Genomic DNA, 18,431 nt, shown 5'->3' on the forward strand with positions numbered 1-18,431 from the left:
GGATAAAGGCGAACGCTTCGCTTCTTCAGGTTTTTTCTGTCCTCTCCGTTCACGTGTAAATGGTTAGTTCATTCTATATAGCCATGTATTAATTACGGATTGAAGATGCACGGATAATCAGCTCTGTAGGCAACAACTGCCTTGCAGTTTCTGAGGGAACTTCGGAATTCACTATGGAAGCTGTTGCCCCCAATGATGCATGAATAAGCTTGGATGCAGCCAGTTCTCCCATTTCATAAAAGGGGACCCTGACACTGCTCAGCGGTGGAACTGCCATCTCGGCCGCATCGGAGTCATCGTAACCTACAAAGGCGGGGAAATCCTGAACCTTGATCCCACGCTCACGCAAACCATGCATAACACCGATCGCCATCCGGTCATTCGCAGCAAATACAGCATCAATCTCGTCAAGTCGGGCTGCAATGGTGGATGCTGCCTCCACACCGCTTCGTCTGCCATAATTCCCCTCCAACAACAGACTGGAATCCAAATTCATTCCGGCTTCACTCAAGCCGATCTGGACGCCCTGAAGCCGCTCCTGACTGTTGGAATAGCTGTCTGGTCCATTGAGAAAAGCAATATTCCGATACCCTTGATCGGTAAGGTGACGGATTGCCAGTCTGCTACCCTCCACATGATCAGCATCCACTTCCATGAATGATTCGCCGCCAAAGTGCTGGTTCATGATGCAAAAGGGATGTCCTTCCTGCTGGAGCTGTTGCAAGGCATTCAGTTCTCCATAATCATCTCGAGCGCCAAGAATGATGCAAGCATCCACTTTCTGACGGCGAAACAGATCCTTATAATTCATCACTTCACCCGGTGTCCTGAACATGACCAGCAAGTCCATGCCGCTGTCTCTGGCTTTACTCCCAATGCCACTAAGCATTTCCGAGAAGAAATACGCCGAGAACAAATGCGCTTTCGGAACGTAAGGTAACACCACGCCGAGGTTACCACTCTTACTTCTCGCAAAGCTGCGGGCCAGTGCGCTGGGCACGTAACCCAATTGCTCGGAAGCTTCAAGTACTTTGCGTCGGGTTTCCTCTTTAATAGGACCAACGCCATTAAGAACTCGGGATACTGTAGCTTCCGAAACACCGGCAAGATCAGCCACTTCTTTACGGGATGCCATGGATCTCACCTCCTTCATGTTTCCTGAACACATGCAAAACCGATGCAATGTATCAAATAATTATGTACGCGCGTACATTTTCTCATGTGTTGTAACCGTTGTCAATGCTTTTAACACAAAAAAAGATGAGGATTTGTGTAAACAAATTCCCCACCTCATGCTTACTATATTTTTTTGTAACTTGTCTTCTATGACCTTCTTCTTCACATGCTTTCACATGGATTCATGTTGACCCAGCTAACTATAGTACAGAACTACATCAGGTCGTCACACCGTTACCAACCGATGATTGACTGAACTCTGCCTGTTCCAGAATAGTGACATGACTTTGAATACGATCCGAAGGCTCAGGTGTAGATTGAAGCTTCCGTACTTTGTGCAACACTTCCTTATTAGGAAGGAAATGCTGAGAACGGATGAAACGGATCGTTTTGGTTTTGGCACGCATAACAATGGAATCGGTCTCTGCCCGGTCATCTGCGAGGTAGCGCACACCGCCAAGGATTTCTCCTGGGGTAACACCTGTTGCTGCAAAAATAACGTCTTCCGTACCGATCATATCCTGCATCGTTAATACTTTGTAGGGATTGTCGATTCCCATTTGCAAGCAGCGCTGGAACTCGTCTGCGTTTGCAGGCATCAGGCGACCTTGAATCTCGCCTCCCAGGCAGGACAAGGCGGCTGCAGCAAGCACACCTTCCGGTGCTCCTCCTGATCCGACATACAGATCAATACCCGCCTCTGGGAATGCAGGTGCCATTGCACCTGCAACATCACCATCGCTGAGGAACTTTATTCGCACACCAACCTTGCGCAATGTCTTGATCGTGCTCTCATGTCGAACACGGTCCAGAATCATGACAGTAAGATCTGAGATGTTTTTGTTCAATGCTTCAGCAGCTTTCTCCAATGTCACTTCAACCGGGTCTTCGATACTGACCTTGCCCACCAGAGCCGGCCCTACAGCCAGCTTCTCCATGTACATATCCGGTGCGTGGAGCAGGTTGCCTTTTCCCGCCACTGCAATAACCGATAAAGCGTTGTTAAGACCCTTGGCAACGATCTCTGTACCTTCCAAAGGATCTACAGCCACATCAACTTCGGGGCCCTCAGCGTTGCCGACTTCCTCGCCGATATACAACATGGGTGCTTCATCCATTTCTCCTTCACCGATTACCACCGTGCCGCGAATGGACACGGAATCGAACATGGCGCGCATAGCCAAAGTAGCCGCCTCATCTGCACTATTCTTGTCTCCCCGCCCCATCCAGGGTGCTGAAGCTAACGCAGCCAATTCTGTTACTCGGACAATTTCCAACGCCAGTTCGCGTTCCATTTTTCCCACTTCCTTTCCAGTTTCCAAAAGCATACATTGAAAGCGGTACTAAATCCATCGCAAATCCATATGAAATTGATCTAAAACGGAAGCAATAAGCCGATACTGAGAAATGAACTCATTATGTCCTTCATCAATAAATGAACACATTTACACACATTTGAACATGCCGTTTTTCAGGTCTAATCTACGGGTTATATTTGGTTTGTAGCAGTGGCTGCATCTTTTTATTTCGATACTTCATTTTCATTGCGTTGAGTGTGTCTCAGGAACAGATTATCGCAAATATAATTCATATAACAACGTTATTTATGTAATAAAACTTACATTGCCAAAGAGAATTATCATCCATTCCCACGTTCGTCGAAAACGATTTAATTAAGGCTGCTACAACCATTCTGCACTTTCAAAGTAACAATATTGAAAACCTTATAAGTAAGGTTTTCAATTCAAAAATTCGAACTGAAAATCCACCTGAATCCTGCTCTGTCCGCCCCTTAAAAATCGTCTGCAATATAGATACAGCTTATGGAGGGCATCGAAAATAATAAGTTTACATAATAATTATTACGTTATTAAAAACTCAGTTCTTATTACTTCCACTCAAAAGGTCTTCTACCTCAGCCCCTAACATGGCAGCTGCAATTTTCAGAAAATCCTCTCTTTGAATCTGCAAATGACCATATCTAAAATGATATCCCCAACGTGCCTGTCCCCGAGTAAGGAGCAGTTGTTCCAGTAAATCGGCGATCTTCACCTGCTGACAAGGATAATACTGAACATTCCTCCGATGCGGTACAAAGGAATCTGACACCTGGTACGTGTAGACATGATTGTCTATTACGCGCCCAATGGCGGTGAATGCTTGAAGTACCTTGCCTCCTTGCATGCTTGTTCGCGGCGAATAATAGATCAGCCAGTCTCCTGCATTCATTTTGCGCAGTGAAGCTACCTTGCCGTGACAGAGCTGGGCGAAGCCCCCTTCCACTCCTTTTTCCACATGTGATGCAGACACAACGCCGATCCAGTAACGGTTTTCTTTTTCAGGTTCATTCTCAACATCTAATAGGGAAGGTAGGGGTTCGCTTGTATGAATCTGCATAATGTCTTTGCTGGTGGCCATCAAATCATGCTTTTCCTGTTCATTCATTTCTGCACCCGTTCTTCCCATGCCTTCTTCAGGCGCTCGAGCTGCAAGAAATGATGACGATAATGCATCTCCACCAATGCAAACCATTCCTCAGCATTTAATCTACCGAAACTGGGATGTGGCAACGTAGATTCCAGCGTTGTTTCTTCCAGCAGCAGTTCCATTCTCCGCATTTCATCCTTTACCTCACTGAATCCTTGAATTATTGATTCTCTTCCATTCGGTTGAAGCGGAGTATACTCAGGAGAAGCAGGAACGTGGATACGTATCGGAGGAAAACTTCCTTGCGCAAAAACAGCTTTACCAGCTTCTGTTTTGCCTTGTTCTGTTTTCTTGACTGCTTTCTCGTCTGCATTAATGCACAGCCTAACATTGGCTAAATGCATTTTCATCGCAGACTGAATTAAATGCTGGTACATCTGGCCCACTGACCACTCAGTCTCACTGGGTTTGTAGCTTAACTGAGCATCACTCATCAGCTCCAGTTCCTGCAAATAACGTTCAAGCATCCGTTCAAAATCACGTCGAATCTCTTCGTTGTTTCTTGTTCTTTTAGTTTCCATACAAATACACAACTCCTTCAATCGGTTATAAACCGATCATACACAAACACTACTGACAGCGTTATGTCAGTAGTGTTTAAGGAGATTGCTTGCTTCCTCGCGAATACGGTTTCTCAATGATTCAGGCTCCAAAACCAGAGCCGAGGCTCCCCAGCCAAGTATCCAACGCAGTACGTCTTCTGGATGCCTTACACGAAAATCTGCGTATAATCCATCTGTTTGCAGTTCTGCTTTCTCCATGTAGTAATTATTCGCTTCAATCACTCTATTTGCAATTCGGCCATGAAACCATACACGGACATGAACATCCCGGTTGTCAGGGGGCGAGTAGCTATGAATATTAAAACCTGGAGGAAGATCGAATGGATCTGTACTAATCTCCAGATCACTCATGCGGGATATACGAAAATGACGAATCTCCTGTCGCAAATCGCATCGGGCAATCAGCATCCATGAGCCTTGCATCCAAAGCATCCCGTATGGGGAGGCCAAACGAATGGTCTTTTGCACGGTTTCATTAATAGTTCCAGGTTTATGATAATGAAAGCGAATTTTGAGCTTATGCTGCATTGCCTTTCGGATGATTCCCATATGTTCGATCTCTCGCTCACGTGCATCACTGTCCGGTGAACGAAGTAAACGGATACCCTGTTGTATCTGTTCTACCTCTTCCCTAAGAGGCACGGGCAGAATTGCTTCGATTTTGGAACGAGATGTATAGGATGTACTTTTGTAGTAATTATCGAAGCGCTGTTCCACAAAATCAAGTCCGATGAGAAGTGTTACTGCTTCTTCAGCAGTGAAGCTGATCGGCGGCAAAAAGTACCCTTCCATAAGTGAATATCCCACTCCGGGTTCTCCCACCACAGGAACTCCTGCCTCACATAACGCCTGAATGTCCCTGTATATGGTTCGGACACTTGTTTCAAACAAGAGGGCTAAATCTTCCGCACGTTGAACCTTCCCACGCTGCAGTTCAAGTACGATGGCTAGCATACGATCTGATTTGTTCAAGAACACACCTCCTTTTGTGTAATACTAATTATACTCATCTTCATTGGACATCTATTATAAGTAACATATGGACAATTGAAAAGCAGACCGATTAACAAGTTCTCAGTGTGCCTGTGTCCACTCTTTTCGTAAGATGTTTCATAGAACAACAAAGACCAACCCTAGAGCATAGGTTGGTCTTTAAAACTCTTATGATATTGAAATCCAGAGAAAGCTCGGACCTTACTACTTCCATGATCATTAGGTAGAACCCATTCTATCTTGCTCATCGATCACCTTTTTTACCGCTCGTAGTATCCCTCCATATCCGGTACAGCGGCACAGATTACCGCATAATCCCGTTTCAATCTGTTCCTGACTAGGCTGCGGATAGCGGTCCAGCAATGCCTTGGTGGAAATGACCATTCCGGGAGTACAATATCCGCATTGGAAGCCGCCCTCCTCCACAAAAGCCTGTTGAATTGGATGTAACTCACCTTCTTTTTCACCGTGCAACCCTTCTATTGTTGTTATTTCACTGCCAACACATTGATAAGCCATAACGAGACAGGAATTGACCGGCTCTCCATCCATCAGTACCATACATGCACCGCAGCGGCCAACTTCGCATGAGACTTTCGTTCCGGTCAGACTCAGTTGCGTCCGTAGTACATCCACAAGACGGGTTGTCTGGGCGATGCGCAATTGTTTCTTTTCCCCATTCACAACGGCTGTCCAGAAATTGCCCAAAGGTTCAGTCATGTTGAGCTCACTCCTTTCTGAAGCGAGACGTCTAGTGGTTTGATTAGTTGATCACGCGGAACTGGCAAACGATTAACCCACACACCTGTAGCCTGATGAATCGCAGCGGTTATCGCCGGAGCAAGCGCCACCGAACCGATCTCGCCAATCCCCCGCGGTCCAAACGGATCACCTTCCGGCAGATTTTCTATTGCCTCCACCTCCAGGTTGGTGTGAATGTCGCGAATCGTCGGGATCAGGTAGGTGTCCAGATTGGTTGTCATGTAACGACTGTCTTGCATCAAGGCATCTTCGGTCAATGTAAACCCCAGAGCCATCACACTCCCACCTTCGATCTGTCCGATGAATCCCATTGGATTGATGACAGGGCCAGCAGCCACTACATGCCTCGTATCCAGCAATTTGGCTTCACCTGTTAGCGTGTTTACCTCCACCTCTGCTGCTACTGCCGCATGCGTATATAGATAATGCCCACCCACAACATTGTCCGGCGTGGTCGGATATTCAAATTGAGTATCAAATATCCATTCCTCGGATTTCCCCTGCTTCGCTAGATCTACGTAAGAAACAACCAATCCCGATATCAAGGCCGCATTATCCACAGTGTCACTCGTATCATTGAAGGACTCTGAACTTCCACTCGTCCGTTCACCCACCACTTCGGTGATTACCGGAGACATGGCTATTTTCTCGGCTTTACTTTCAGTCGACTTTCCTCTTAACCATATACCACCAGGCCCTGTCACCAGTTCATCTGACGGAATACCTGACAAGGCCGAGGCTACTGACAACATTTTGGAACGGAATGGTGTCTGTAATCGCTGAAGAGCCATCCAGGCCATCGTCGTTGAACGTGAAGCGGTGCTTGAACCACTGTGCGGCACTCGATCCGTATCCCCAATAACAATACTCAGATCAGATGTTGAGCAGTAGAACAGATCGCAGAGCATCATTTCAAGCGTGGCAATAAGTCCCTGACCGAATTCTTCGTAGCTGAATGCCACTTCAATCTTACCTTCGGCATTCAGGGATAGACGCCCTCCCGCCGGATCGGGAATGCCATAACCCAGTCCTGCTCCGTGCATCGCGATGGCTGCCCCCACTCCACGTTTAATCCAGGGAGGCGAAGCAGGATTTGCCGGGGGATGTTGATGTTTTTGCCATAACTCCGAACGATCCATCGCCTCCCATACTTGCGACAGTCCATCCGTAACCAGAATCCGTTGATTTAATGGCCCAGGATCGGTTTTCCCTCTCATGTTACGTCTCCGAAACTCCCAAGGGTCCATATCCATAATCTCGGCGAGTCGATCCATCTGACCCTCCATTGCAAAGATTGCCTGATTGCCGCCAAATCCGCGAAACTCTCCCGACACCCCATTATTCGTGTACACCGAGACACCCTCCACATCTACGTGGGGAATCGAATAAGGCCCGAGACAGTGTTCTGTGCAAAAATTCAGGACGGGTGCCCCTAGCGTGGCATATGCTCCAGTATCTGCGGTAATTCGAACTCGGTGAGCCTGGATCATGCCTTCACGGCTGATACCAGTCTGCATTTCAATTTTCATAGGATGGCGCTTCAATCCTGCACGTACCGATTCTTTGCGTGAATTGTGCATTTTCACAGGACGTCCGGACCTTAAAGCAAGTAGTGCCCCATAAGGCTGTACATTCAGCTCATCTTTCCCGCCAAAAGAACCGCCTATCGGAGACGAGACCACCCGGATATCTTCTTCAGAACACCCAATGATTCGGGCAAGCTGCATCCTGTCCTTGTAACCATGCTGTGTAGCCGCGTAGACATGGAGTCTCCCATTTTCATCAGGAACAAATAATCCGCCTTCTGTCTCCATATATGCATGCATCTGGCGAGGGGTATAATAAGTCTCACTCACAATATGTTGGCATGTAGCAAAGCCCTCATCTACATTACCTCGCTTGATTTCGGTACGGTGCAGCACATTGCCGGGACCATGTTCATGGAGCTCTGGTGCACCGGGTGCCAGGGCAGCCTCTGGGCTGTCCAGCGGAGTCCATTCTTCATACTCTACCCGGATGGCATCCAGAGCGAGCGCTGCACGTTCCGGAGAATCTGCTGCAACCGCAGCGATGGCATCACCGACATAACGAACAACATGCTCACAAAATACTGGCTGATCCGGAGTTGCAATGCCAAATAGGTTCAAACCGGGTACATCTTTGGAGGTGAGTACAGCAAGTACACCCTCCATAGCCTCTGCTCCGGTAATATCGATAGACAATATTCGGGCATATGGGTAAGAGCTTCGAAGAACCCTTCCGTGAACCATATCAGTTAGAGTCATGTCTGTCAGGTATTGAAGCTTCCCTGTTACTTTGCCTACGCCATCTGGCCGCAGATGCCAGCGTTTCCCGCTACTCTCCCGATTCAACAGCATGCTCTCTCCCCTTTCTCCCTAAGAAGCTTATGGTCTTACGCTTTGCTTCTCCAAAATGGTTCTCTTCTAAGAGCGAAGTGCTTCCCAGAGTCCGGCACCGAACATATTCCCTGCCGTTTGTTTGCGGTACTGTTCTGTAGCGAATGCATCACTATAAGTTTCGAATTCCGTCATCACCGTGGTAGCTAGAGATGAAGCTTGCATAACAGAAGCCTTCACGCCAAGAAGCAGCTTTTCCGACTCCGTAAGTCGCATGGCGATACCTGAACCTCCACCTGCAGCGATCGCAATCTTTTTCCAGCGGTCATCTGCACCCAATTCTCCGTAAAATGCAATCGTCACCAGCGATGCTGTAAAGGTCTCCCGCCGACCCAGCTTACGGTAAAATGAAATTTCACGCGCCGCAGATCTCTGTTCCCTATTGGCATCAAGGAAAGGCCTATGTTTCATCGGAATATGAATGGCGATTAACACATCATTCGGATTGCGCCTGCCTTCACGGCCGCCGTTCAGCCAGGACGAAAGACTGCGCATCTCCATTCCGTTGTCCGTTTTCCAGTACAGCTGTGCATCGTAGACAAGAAGTGCGGGGATGGAGTCACCGACACCCGATACAATGTTTCCGCCAATTGTCGCCATATTCCGAATAGAAGGAGCCGCTATGGCATTCATTGCAGACTGTAATAAGGGCAGCTGTTGTAGAAGAACGTCTGTGGCACAATGACTTAATCGCGTCAGTGCTCCAATGACCAGATGATCTCCATCCACATATATGCCGCTAGCATCTGGAATACGAGCAAGACTGATCATATGCTCGGGTACAGGAACAAGGCCGCCCTCCCACTGAGTACGTAATAAAGTGGCCCCTGCTGCAAAACAATAACTCCCGGACAGCTTATTCTTTAAAGCTTGAAGTTCATCCAGATTTACGGGCTGCCAAACCGTTGGCTGCGCTCCAGATCCATAGGACTCCATGACCATTCTTCCATCTCCCTTCTCTATCTATCTGGAATCTGTCTGCGGGGTGTTGGATATGAACGAATGATCCAAATAATTCTTCAAATCATATGGCACTGCAACAATTAGGTCAATTATCTTCACATCATTTTGGATAAATGTATAAATAGATTGTTTGATTTGTGCCTGATGCATTATTAACTATCAAAAGCTAACATAAGTCACTTCATAACCAATTAGATAAAAACAATAAAGAGCCCAACCAGATGGTCCGGCTGACCTCTTCACTTCAAGAAATAATACACAAGGAATCGCTCCTTCTGCCTTTATTTTCAATCATCTTATCCCATTCACATAATCCAAGATGCGCTCCAGCTCTGGTTCGGTATCCGCATCCCAAAAGCTAAATTCAGACAACGATACATGTGTGCCTGTATATTTGGCATTGCGCATGATCTTTCGCGCCCCCTCATCTCCGCTAAGCGACAAAAGTTGCCCCAGCATATGCTCACGAAAGGCTACCGGAGGCTTGCCTCCACCCCCATCCGTAGCTGCTGCATAATCACACAGTTTGTTGGTGGTTAACGCTTCAGCAACCCTGTTAATATCTTGTGCCTGCAATAGCGGCTGATCTGCCAAAATCATCATCACACCTTCTGGCCTGTATGCCATGGCAGACAGAAGGCCACAGTGAAGGGACATGGCCATACCGTATGCATAATCGGTACAGATTGCAATCTCTAGCTTCGTCCTCATATCCAGACTACAGCCATATGATGCTGCATTGAGCCACATGGAGGGAATCCATGCCAATGAATCCTCCGGTTTGACCACACAAATGACTCTCTCCAAATCGGAATTCAGAGCAGCTTCCAATGTCCATGCAGCCAAACATCTTCCGTCAGGCATGACGATAGACAGTTTATCCCGCCCCATTCGGCTGCTCTTACCTGCCGCTAGCAAGATGCCCGTCAGTTGCATGTGCAATCCCCCTTTGTAAGTTGCGACGCTCTGCGGCAACAGCTGCACGTTTACAGGCAATAAGTTCTGCTGCGATACTAATTGCGATCTCTTCCGGTCCATCCGCACCAATGGTCAAGCCGATGGGTGAATGCAAATTTTTTAGCGGGGGGAGATCGTTCAGCAAACGTGCTGTCCGTGTTCTGGAGCCCATAATACCAAGATACGCATAGTTCCGATCCTCAAGTAATTCAAGGAATTCCCGTTCTCTCGGAAACTGATGACTCATCAATACGATATAATCCACGCTTTGAATATTCAGCACAGGCATGATCTCACTTGGGAAACCCCGGACAAGCTCAACACCCGGAAAGCGTTCAGCGGTGCATAAGGTTTCTCGCCAATCTGCTACGACCACACGAAATCCTACTGATATGCCCAGTCGGGCGACCGGAATCACATCATTTCCGGCTCCAATGATAATCAGACGGGGTTTGGGCTCATATCTTGCAGAGATCTGTAGGGGGAGATCCCACCGCTCTGCCTCGGTCAATTCATGCCTCTGAAGATCATTCTCTCCAGAAATAGATGCTACAGCATCAGCTTCCTCAGCGAGCTGAATCACATAATGAATCTCGGTGTATTGATCGTTGAATGAACGGGTTAGTACCACAGCTGAGCCACATTGAAAATACGCATGCATATGGGACATGATCGACCTGAGTTCAACACAAACCGGCTCTAGCAACACTATAATTAACCCGCCGCAGCCTATCGTTTCTCCCCAGGACAGATCATCTTCGGGACGCATATCATACTCCACGAATTCCAACTGCTGTGTATGCAGCACACGGTCCACCCTAGCCAGCAGATCACTCTCCAGACAACCTGGACTGATACTGCCATACATCGCGCCTTCTTCGGTCAAAAGCATAGAGACTCCTTGCTTACGGTAAGCATGACCTTCTACCTTAACCGCTGTTGCGAGAACACAGCGCGGTTCCCGCCCTGCAATTGCACACAGATCATGCATTTCCATCGTGTCTCCATCCTTTCAGGGATTTGAATCCGAATCCGAAGAAGTAATTCTTGACCTTTTGGGCGAAGTTTTGGGCGAAGTTGAATGCCAACTCCTGCTCAGACAGTCCATTGGATGAGTTCATCCGTTTGCTTTTGATTAGATGCGTTTCATCAATCTTGCAATACTTTTATCCGATTCACGAAGTACGATACCGCGATCAATCGTTTGAATCTTCCGGTTTTGGAGCACGATACTTCCATCAATAATAACGGTGTCTACACAGCTGCGAGTTGCAGAATAGACTACGCGGGAGTACACATCGGTCTCATAGGAAGGATACGTATGGAAATCATCCAGATCCAGCAGTAACATGTCTGCCTTTTTACCCACTTCCAGACTTCCGATTTCTTTGGACATTCCTAGCACTTCCGCTCCACCCATCGTCGCCATGCGCAGCACCGTCCGGGCGTCCATCACTGTTGGACCATGAGGTACCTTTTGAATGAGCGCGGTCAGGCGCATTTCCTGAAACATATCCAGATTGTTGTTGCACGGCGCACCATCGGCACCAATCCCTACCGCAATCTGGCGATTCAACAGATCAGGAATATCCGCTATACCCGAGGAGAGTTTCATATTCGACCCGGGACAGTGGGTGACTTTTACCCCGCGTTTGCGAATAATCTCCTTCTCTTCCTCACTCAGCCACACACAATGGGCAAGCACCAATCTTGGGGTAGCCAGACCGATATGATCCAGATAGACGATGTTCCGCATACCGCGTTCGTGTTCCACCAATTCAATCTCGCCACGATTTTCGGAGGCATGGGTGTGCACCTTCACATGGTACTTATTCGACAGGTCGCGCACCTCAACCAGCAATTCCTCGGTACACGAGACAACGAAGCGTGGACAAAAAGCATATTGAATGCGGCCACCGCCGAATCCATTCCATTTCTCCAACAAATCGACACTTTGTTGCAGCGAGGTAGCTGTATTTTCACGCAGCGGTTCAGGAACTTCATCCCCGTGATCCATCATCACTTTACCGGAAATTACCCGAATGCCGCTCTGTGCCATCGCCTGAAAAGCCGAATCGGTATGATGCACGGTCTCCATATCCAAAATCGTCGTTGTACCGCTGGAAATTAATTCGCCCAAGCCGAGCATCGCCGAGTAATAGACAGACTCTTCATCATGCGCTGCCTCAAGCGGCCAGATGCGTTGACGAAGCCAATCCATCAGTTCCAGATCGTCCGCACGTCCGCGGAACAAGGTCTGACACAGATGAATATGCGTCTGGATAAAACCTGGAAGCAGCACTTTGCCTCGAGCATCAATGACCTGATCCGCCAGAACATCGATATGCTCTGCAATTTCTTTGATTTTATTGTCCTCGATCAGCAAATCTCCCGTAAATACATCCTCTTCTGCATTCATTGTGACGAGTTGTGCACCTTTTAGCAGGATCGTTCCCATGATAATCTCCCCTATCCGTATCTATCTGCGTAATTTTTACTTATTCTGATCCTGCACATTGAGGATAATCTTCTTCGGTTCTATGCATGATGCACTACTTAAATCACGTTACCACCCGATAGCCATGCCATCTCCCCTGGGATCTGCTGCCCCGCTGATCATGCCATCTTCACGGATGACAATTCCTTGTGACTGCCCCATAATCCCGTCCCACGGCGCTCTGGCTTCGACGTTATGCCCCCATTGGGCAAGCGTGTCACATACATCGTCATGATAGCGGTTCTCTACTCGCATCGTGTCACCTTCCTCGCCCCAAGTGCGCCCATATACCCATCGCGGTAGCCCAATGGCTTCCTGAATGTTCAGACCATAGTCCAGCACACCCGTTAGAACTGATAACTGTGTCTGAGGTTGGCCCTCACCGCCTTGCGTGCCTACGAGCATATAAGGTTTCCCGTTACGAGTGACAAGACCCGGCATTAGGGTGTGGAATGAGCGTTTATTTGGTTCCAATACGTTAGCGTCCTTCGGATCAAGTGAGAAAAAGGACCCGCGATTCTGCATGATCACACCCGTATCCCCCGGCACATAAGCAGCACCAAAATCAAAATACAGGCTTTGAATAAACGAGACGGCATTGCCTTGATTGTCCACAACCGCCGCATAAGCCGTATCCTGACCCATCATTTTGGACAGAAAAGGCTGTGCCACAGGTGGAGCGGACTGAATCTCATTCCACAATTCATCTCCATAAACCTTGGATAACAGATTTTCCAGCGGAATATCCCTGAACTCCGGGTCTGTGAGATAACGATCACGGTCACGAAAAGCCTTTTTGACCACTTCAGCCATCAGGTGATAAAACTCGGGGGACGTACGCGCCACGGAAGATAGATCAATATGTTCCAGCATATTCAACATCATCAGCATCGAGAAACCCTGTGAATTCGGCGGCATCTGATGAACTTGATAGCCACGGTAATCAGTAGTGATCGGCTTCACCCACTCTCCCTTGTGAGCTGCGAAATCCGCTGGGGCAAGCATGCCGCCATCCTCACGAATAGCTGAAGTTAGCTGCCCTGCCAGTTCCCCGGTATAAAAAGCATCGCGCCCACCTGCCTGAATCAGACGAATGGAGGAAGCTAGATCAGGCTGCAAGAGTAGATCCCCTTCCTGCAAAAGTGTACCAAAAGGGGCAAATACCGCTCGCAACGGTGTATGCCCCATAATGAAATCCTCATCACGTTCCAGCCATAGGCGCAGATTTCGGGATACAGGACATCCCTTTTCCGCATATTGCGCGGCTGGTTCAAGCAACTGTTCCCACTTTAACTTCCCATAGCGGGACCAGACTTCCCACCATGCGTCTACCATTCCAGGAACGGTAATCGCGCTAAGCACACCTCGCTGAGGTATGGTGCTCATCCCCATTGCTTTGAATGTGTCGGCATGAATGCCTGCTGCCGAACGACCGCTTCCGTTGTAGGCCGTTATGTCACCACTTGCTCCATCGTGAATCAGAAAGAATGCATCTCCGCCAAGTCCTGTCATGTGCGGGTAGACTACGCCGAGTGCTGCACTTACAGCTACAGCAGCATCATAAGCGTTCCCTCCCTGCTGGAGGATTGAGCTGCCAACTGCGCTTGCCAAATAATGCGGGGAGGTAACCATTACCTCCCTGGATATCGGCATCTGGTTCAACATAAGACACCCTCCTTCCCGGCATACACATCCAGTGCTGCCTGCACGGCTTCCCCTGCTGGCAAGTTGTGACGATGACGCAACAGGACAGCTTCCAGCGCACCTAGCACATGCAGTACATTTTTGCGCTGGCAGCTGAATCCCATCGTACCAATACGCCAAATCTTGCCTTTCAATGGTCCAAACGAACTGGCAATCTCAATACTGAAATCGTTCAGAAGCATGCTGCGTACCAACTCGCCGTCTATGCCATCCGGAATTTCGATACAGGTGACCATCGGAAGTTTACTGGACATTTCTCCATACAGTTTGAGCCCCATGCCCTGAATCCCCGCGACCAACGCTCGTTCATTGATTCGATGTCTCTGAAAACGGGCATCCAGACCTTCCTGAAGCAAAATTCGCAGTCCTTCGTGAAGAGCGTAGAGCATCGAAGTAGCCTCTGTATGATGGTTTAACCGTGCCGAACTCCAGTAGTCTTGTAATTGGCTCAGGTCAAAATAATTACTGGCAATCGTGCGCCCTTCAGCCCGAGCACTTGCTGCATCGCGAAGGCCCCGTTCGACGGTTTTGCGGCTCATCAATTTCTTCTCCACACGGCTGTTATACGATAATGGCGCCATCCCGGACGGAACGGACAGACACTTCTGTGTTCCTCCCATGACTGCATCCAGATGCCATGCATCTGTCTCGACAGGTGTTCCACCAATGGTGGCAACCGCATCAACCACAAGTAAAATATCAAGTTCACGACAGGCTTTGCCAATCTCGGCGAGCGGCTGCATTTGCCCGGTTGATGTCTCGCCGTGAACCATCGCAACCAGACTCGGCTTATGTGCATGGATCGCCTTGATTACCTCTTCGGGATCAAATACCGTTCCCCACTCTGTTTCAAAGAAGATAACTTCGGCACCACAACGCTCCGAAATTTCAACCAACAGATGTCCGAAGCGACCATAGATGGGGACCAGCACTCTGTCCCCCGGCTGAATCAGACTGACCAGCACGGCTTCAATCCCTGAGCGGGATGTGCCATCTACCGGATAACACCACTCATTGTCTGTCATGTATAGTTCACGCAGCATGACCATCGTCTCATTCATCAGGGAAGTAAACTCCGGATCAAACTGCCCCAGGATCGGGAAGGATAATGCCCTCAGAACTCTTGGGTCGACTTCAACTGGCCCCGGTGTCATGATCGTCCGCAAGGACGGGGACAATTCTTTATAGTTGGACATCTTCACTCAACTCCCGTAACCGTATTTATAGAGTAGCTGAACCAGAACCCTGAAACCTTTCATTAGGTCCTCTTCAGCTGTATATTCAAGGGGATTATGGCTAATTCCATCATGGCTAGGGACAAAAATCATCGCTGTGGGGCAAGCCGGCTGAAAGATCTGCGAATCATGTCCTGCGCCGCTTGGCAAGTACATATAGGATAATTGCTCCACTTCACAGATATCTCGAATGTCTGACGTAATCTGTTCGTTCATCGGAATAGGCGTGACAGACAAGTGCTCCTCCCAGTTCAGTCCGAGCTGTTGCTCGGCTGCGATTCTGCTAAATTCCTGTAGCATATTGTGCCAGCATCGATCAATACTTTCTTGCCTGATATGCCGGATATCGAGCGAGAATACAGCCCGGGATGCAACGACGTTACCCACACCTGGATCAGCTGTTATTCGTCCCACAGTGGCTACAAGTGGTTCTCCCGCTTCAAGCGCAATGCCTCTTACGGCTGTAATCATCTCGGCTGCACCCGCAAGTGCATCCTTGCGCCAGGCCATCGGTGTAGTTCCGGCATGATTAGCTTCGCCACTTACTGTAATGCTAAAGCGTTTCTGGCCTACAATATCCGATACAATACCGATCGAATGGCCCAATCTTTCTAGTACCTGACCTTGCTCGATATGAAGTTCGATAAACGCACCGTATGTGTGTGAAGCCGATCTATAGCTGCTATCTGGTCCAAAGCCTGCATCATGTATTGCCTCTGCAAAGGTAATGCCTTCTTGATCCTTCAAATGCTGAACTTCTACCAACCTGCTTACTCCCGTTATACTCCGTGATCCCCAATAAGCGAAGGGGAATCGACTACCTTCTTCCTCGCATAAGGACACGACTTGAAGCGTTCGTTTGGGTGCCCCAAAATGTTTCTGCAGGTACTCTAGAGCGAGCACTCCTGCAACTACGCCATATGCACCGTCATACTTTCCACCATTCACCACAGTATCGATATGGGACCCCGTAACAATCGGTGCCTTTTCCATTCCTGTTCCTGAACCCGTACCTTGAAGAGTTCCATACAGGTTGCCCGATTGATCGAATTCAGGAGCCAACCCTTTCTCCTGCATTTTTGCCGCAAGCGCATGCTGTGCCTTACACCATGCTTGATCGTACAATAGACGTGTCACACCTCCCTGGGGGTCAGCGCCATAGGCGGACAACCAGTTAAGCATGCCTTTCAGCCCCACCTGCTCCAATTGCGGCAAAGGTTGGGCGGGACGTTTCGTTCCAGAAGATGTGTGTACTTCGAAGTCGTTCATGACATCCCCTCCGTTCCTTCAACACCAACCGGAACAGATGAGTAAGCACGGATAAACCGTCCCACAGGTTCATCCGATAATCCTGTTTTTGAACTATATACTCGTGTGCCCCGGCAGAACACATCTGCAATGCTGCAGGAAAAAGTGCGTCCCACATAAGGACTCTGTTTATGTGTGTAGTGCAGATCATCCGTATTTAAGGTTGTACTCTTCTCCCAATCAATTAGTACCAGATCCGCGTCCTTGCCAATCGCGATCTCACCTTTACTCTCAAGCCCGAGCCTTCGGGCAGGTTGCAGAGCCAGGACTTTTCCGAGCAACGGAAGGGCTACACTTCGCTGAAGATGTCCTTCCTCCAACATGAGCAGCAGCGTGCTTTGCGCACCCGAGATGCCACCCCAGATTTCAAAGAAATTATCAGATTGTTTCATCGATGGCGGACAGGGTGAGTGGTCGGATGCAATAACATCAATTAGACCTGCTGCCAGCGCATCCCATAACCGATCTTGTTCAGCCTGACTCCGCAATGGCGGCGCACACTTGGCTACAGCTCCCAACCGGACAACTTCCTCATCTGTCAGAGTCAGGTAATGGGGACATGTTTCAGAAGTTACATCCAGCCCGCGCTGTTTTGCTTCTGCAATCAGATCAAGCGCTTCCCATGTACTGATATGAACAAAATGCAGCGCACATCCGGTTTGCTCCCCATGTTGCAGTGCTCGGGACACCGCCTTAACCTCTGCTTCTGCTGGGCGAGATTGTACGTAATCCATCGGGCCAATTCGTCCATCTGCAATACTCCTGGCCCCCAGTTCAGCAACCATCGTCTCGTCTTCGGCATGAAGCGCCAGCACACGGTTTAGTTTTGCTATCTCATACATGCCATTCAAAAGTGTATCGTCATCCGCTCTGGCGAAGATGTCATCCCCTTCGCCGCCAGGTTCGGACATAAATGCCTTGAATCCCGCCGCCCCCAGTTCAGCCAAAGGCGCAAGCTCGCCCTGATTGCCGGGAACAAGTCCTCCCCAGAACGCATAATCAACATAGGACTGACCGTTGGCTGCTTTCATTTTCGACTCCCATGCCTCCGGTCTTATCGTTGGGGGGACACCATTAAGCGGCATATCAACGTACGTCGTAATTCCGCCAGCAGCCAGTGACGCTGATCCAGATCTGAATCCCTCCCAGCTCTCCAGTCCGGGTTCATTGAAGTGAACATGAATGTCCACCGCTCCCGGCATTACAGTAAGGCCATTTGCTTCTATGATTTCAGTATCTTCATCACCCACCAGCTGTGAGGATAAAGCCGATATTTTTTCACCAGTAATCCCTATATCCAGTTCTTCCACGCTATCTCTCAATACAACCCGGGCCCCCCGGATGATCGTGTCTAATCTTGTCATATGGA

16 protein-coding genes are annotated in these 18,431 nt (G+C 48.8%); all 16 read right to left on the reverse strand.

Translation table 11 applies throughout. The features are described from left to right. Positions 1-88: 88 nt before the first annotated feature. The 16 genes from DC345_RS20520 to allB all read right to left on the reverse strand — a co-directional run bounded on the left by DC345_RS20520 (position 89) and on the right by allB (position 18,426). On the reverse strand, positions 89-1,135 hold the full coding sequence (locus DC345_RS20520) for a LacI family DNA-binding transcriptional regulator (protein ID WP_113054669.1): 1,047 nt from the start codon (positions 1,133-1,135) through the stop codon (positions 89-91). Positions 1,136-1,394: 259 nt separating this feature from the next. Then, a complete protein-coding gene (gene glpX, locus DC345_RS20525) occupies positions 1,395-2,471 on the reverse strand; it encodes a class II fructose-bisphosphatase (RefSeq protein WP_113054670.1) in 1,077 nt (358 codons plus the stop codon). A gap of 583 nt (positions 2,472-3,054) precedes the next feature. Beyond that, positions 3,055-3,573 (reverse strand): EVE domain-containing protein, encoded by a 519-nt coding sequence (locus tag DC345_RS20530; RefSeq protein WP_113054984.1) that lies wholly within the window; start codon positions 3,571-3,573, stop codon positions 3,055-3,057. A gap of 44 nt (positions 3,574-3,617) precedes the next feature. After that, positions 3,618-4,184 (reverse strand): DinB family protein, encoded by a 567-nt coding sequence (locus DC345_RS20535; RefSeq protein WP_181586671.1) that lies wholly within the window; start codon positions 4,182-4,184, stop codon positions 3,618-3,620. Positions 4,185-4,250: 66 nt separating this feature from the next. After that, on the reverse strand, positions 4,251-5,198 hold the full coding sequence (locus DC345_RS20540; protein WP_113054671.1) for a helix-turn-helix transcriptional regulator: 948 nt from the start codon (positions 5,196-5,198) through the stop codon (positions 4,251-4,253). 240 nt (positions 5,199-5,438) lie between these two features. Next, the gene (locus DC345_RS20545) at positions 5,439-5,939 is read right to left on the reverse strand and encodes a (2Fe-2S)-binding protein (protein WP_113054672.1); all 501 of its coding nucleotides are present in this window, start codon (positions 5,937-5,939) and stop codon (positions 5,439-5,441) included. Further along, positions 5,936-8,359 carry a molybdopterin cofactor-binding domain-containing protein gene (locus DC345_RS20550; RefSeq protein ID WP_113054673.1) on the reverse strand — a complete coding sequence of 808 codons (2,424 nt, stop codon included), beginning with the start codon at positions 8,357-8,359 and terminating at the stop codon, positions 5,936-5,938. The genes DC345_RS20545 and DC345_RS20550 overlap by 4 nt, the downstream gene beginning before the upstream one ends. A 66-nt stretch (positions 8,360-8,425) precedes the next feature. Beyond that, positions 8,426-9,340, reverse strand: a complete 915-nt coding sequence (locus tag DC345_RS20555) for an FAD binding domain-containing protein (protein WP_113054674.1) — start codon at positions 9,338-9,340, stop codon at positions 8,426-8,428. A 312-nt stretch (positions 9,341-9,652) separates the two neighbouring features. Continuing rightward, the gene (locus tag DC345_RS20560) at positions 9,653-10,297 is read right to left on the reverse strand and encodes a nucleotidyltransferase family protein (RefSeq protein ID WP_181586672.1); all 645 of its coding nucleotides are present in this window, start codon (positions 10,295-10,297) and stop codon (positions 9,653-9,655) included. Then, positions 10,263-11,315 carry an XdhC family protein gene (locus tag DC345_RS20565; RefSeq protein ID WP_113054676.1) on the reverse strand — a complete coding sequence of 351 codons (1,053 nt, stop codon included), beginning with the start codon at positions 11,313-11,315 and terminating at the stop codon, positions 10,263-10,265. The genes DC345_RS20560 and DC345_RS20565 overlap by 35 nt, the downstream gene beginning before the upstream one ends. Continuing rightward, positions 11,302-11,439, reverse strand: a complete 138-nt coding sequence (locus DC345_RS31810) for a hypothetical protein (protein WP_181586673.1) — start codon at positions 11,437-11,439, stop codon at positions 11,302-11,304. The genes DC345_RS20565 and DC345_RS31810 overlap by 14 nt, the downstream gene beginning before the upstream one ends. A 14-nt stretch (positions 11,440-11,453) precedes the next feature. Continuing rightward, positions 11,454-12,776 carry a 5'-deoxyadenosine deaminase gene (locus tag DC345_RS20570; protein ID WP_113054677.1) on the reverse strand — a complete coding sequence of 441 codons (1,323 nt, stop codon included), beginning with the start codon at positions 12,774-12,776 and terminating at the stop codon, positions 11,454-11,456. A gap of 108 nt (positions 12,777-12,884) precedes the next feature. Further along, positions 12,885-14,480, reverse strand: a complete 1,596-nt coding sequence (gene ggt, locus DC345_RS20575; protein ID WP_113054678.1) for a gamma-glutamyltransferase — start codon at positions 14,478-14,480, stop codon at positions 12,885-12,887. Then, a complete protein-coding gene (locus DC345_RS20580; RefSeq protein WP_113054679.1) occupies positions 14,474-15,715 on the reverse strand; it encodes a pyridoxal-phosphate-dependent aminotransferase family protein in 1,242 nt (413 codons plus the stop codon). Before DC345_RS20580 ends, ggt begins: the two co-directional genes overlap by 7 nt. A 6-nt stretch (positions 15,716-15,721) precedes the next feature. Beyond that, entirely contained in the window at positions 15,722-17,023 is a 1,302-nt protein-coding gene (locus DC345_RS20585) for a Zn-dependent hydrolase (RefSeq protein WP_113054680.1), read from the reverse strand. Continuing rightward, on the reverse strand, positions 17,020-18,426 hold the full coding sequence (gene allB, locus DC345_RS20590; protein ID WP_113054681.1) for an allantoinase AllB: 1,407 nt from the start codon (positions 18,424-18,426) through the stop codon (positions 17,020-17,022). Before allB ends, DC345_RS20585 begins: the two co-directional genes overlap by 4 nt. Positions 18,427-18,431 lie beyond the last annotated feature (5 nt).

Origin of the sequence: Paenibacillus taichungensis, assembly GCF_003287275.1 — a bacterium.
Lineage (GTDB): Bacteria > Bacillota > Bacilli > Paenibacillales > Paenibacillaceae > Paenibacillus > Paenibacillus taichungensis_A.